A 1531-nucleotide genomic window follows, 5' to 3' on the forward strand; every position below is an offset into this window, starting at 1 on the left:
ATCATATTTCTTCGCCCCCGCGCATGAAAGCGGCGGTAAGCGCAAGATGGAAGTCGGCGCACAAGACAACAAAAGTCGATCACCGAATGGTGGTCCGACCCCGCAGCTAACCAGACTTGACGGAACTGGCGCGCACCCCCGACTGTCGCACGATGTACGTCGTAGCACGAACGGTAAAGAGGCCCAGGCCGAGTTGGCCTGAGGAGTCATCCAGTTCATCGTTGCCCTGTGCGCTCCTTCATTCTAATCATGGGAGTGACATCATGGAAGGACTCGAACCGCTGTACCGGCGTGTTGCCGGCATCGACGTGCATCGCATGTTGCACGTCGTCACCGCCGTCGTCGAGCGCGCCGATGGCAGCATCGAACAATTGAGTCGTGAGTTTGGCGGCTTCAAGCGCGATTGCCGGGAACTGGCTCGCTGGCTGGTCGAACTGAACGTGGAACTGGTGGTGATGGAGAGCACCGGCATTTACTGGAAAAGCCTCTACAGCCATCTGGAGCGGGCCGGCATCGAAACCTGGGTCGTCAACGCACACTCGGTCAAACATGTTCCGGGCCGCAAGACCGACATCACCGATTCGCAGTGGCTGGCCGTGCTGGCTCGCTTTGGTCTCGTCAGAGGCAGTTTTATACCGCCACAAGACTTGCGCGAGCTGCGCCTGTTGTCGCGCTACCGGCGCAAGCTCAGTGGCATGCATGCCAGCGAAGTCAATCGCCTGCACAAGGTCCTCGATGACGGCGGTATCAAGTTGGGCGCTGTAGTGAGCGAAATCGACGGCGTATCGGCAAAAGCGATGGTGGCGGGGCTGATCGATGGCAAGCCAATCGAGGTCTTGCTCGACATGGCGCGCGGCACCCTGAAATCGAAACGCGAGGCGCTGCAGGCAGCACTCGACGGCGACCTGACGGCGCGCCATATGTTTTTGCTGGCGCATCTCCATGCACACATCGACTTGCTTGAGCGTGAGCTGGCCGCGCTCGATGCATTCCTGCTGGCCGCCATGACGCCGTATCAATGGGCGCATCGCCTGCTACAAACCATTCCTGGCATCGACCAGATTGCGAGCGCCCTGATCCTGATCGAAATCGGCGATGACATGACGCGCTTCGGCTGCGCCGACCGCCTCGCTTCATGGGCCGCGCTGTGTCCGGGCAACAACGAATCGGCCGGCAAGAGAAAGTCCGGAAAAACCCGAAAAGGCAATGCCATCATCCGCTACATCTTGTGCGAATGCGCCAATGCGGCGCGTATGACCAAGAGCTCGCTGGCATCGAAATACAAGAGCCTGAAGGTCCGCAAGCCTCACAACAAAGTGATCGTCGCGCTGGCGCACAAAATGATAAGGCTGATCTATCTGCTACTTACCCGACGCGTGCCCTACCACGATCCGAACATCGACTACGCCGCAATGAGTGCCAGGAAAAATGCACCGCGCTGGATCCGGCAACTCAAAGTGATCGGTCAGTGGCCCGGACAGAGCGCGCCACCGGCTAACGCCTGATACAAGCGCCGAAACGAGGGGTCGGA

At 59.4% G+C, this 1531-nt stretch carries 2 protein-coding genes; both read left to right on the forward strand.

The features are described from left to right. Positions 1 to 202 (forward strand): hypothetical protein (locus ACP7EY_RS23940; protein ID WP_426197754.1); only part of this gene is annotated, 202 nt, incomplete at its 5' end. A gap of 61 nt (positions 203 to 263) precedes the next feature. Further along, positions 264 to 1505 (forward strand): IS110 family transposase, encoded by a 1242-nt coding sequence (locus tag ACP7EY_RS23945; protein WP_426197755.1) that lies wholly within the window; start codon positions 264 to 266, stop codon positions 1503 to 1505. Positions 1506 to 1531: the final 26 nt, after the last annotated feature.

This window comes from Massilia sp. DWR3-1-1, assembly GCF_049898325.1.
Lineage (GTDB): Bacteria > Pseudomonadota > Gammaproteobacteria > Burkholderiales > Burkholderiaceae_D > JAFCUW01.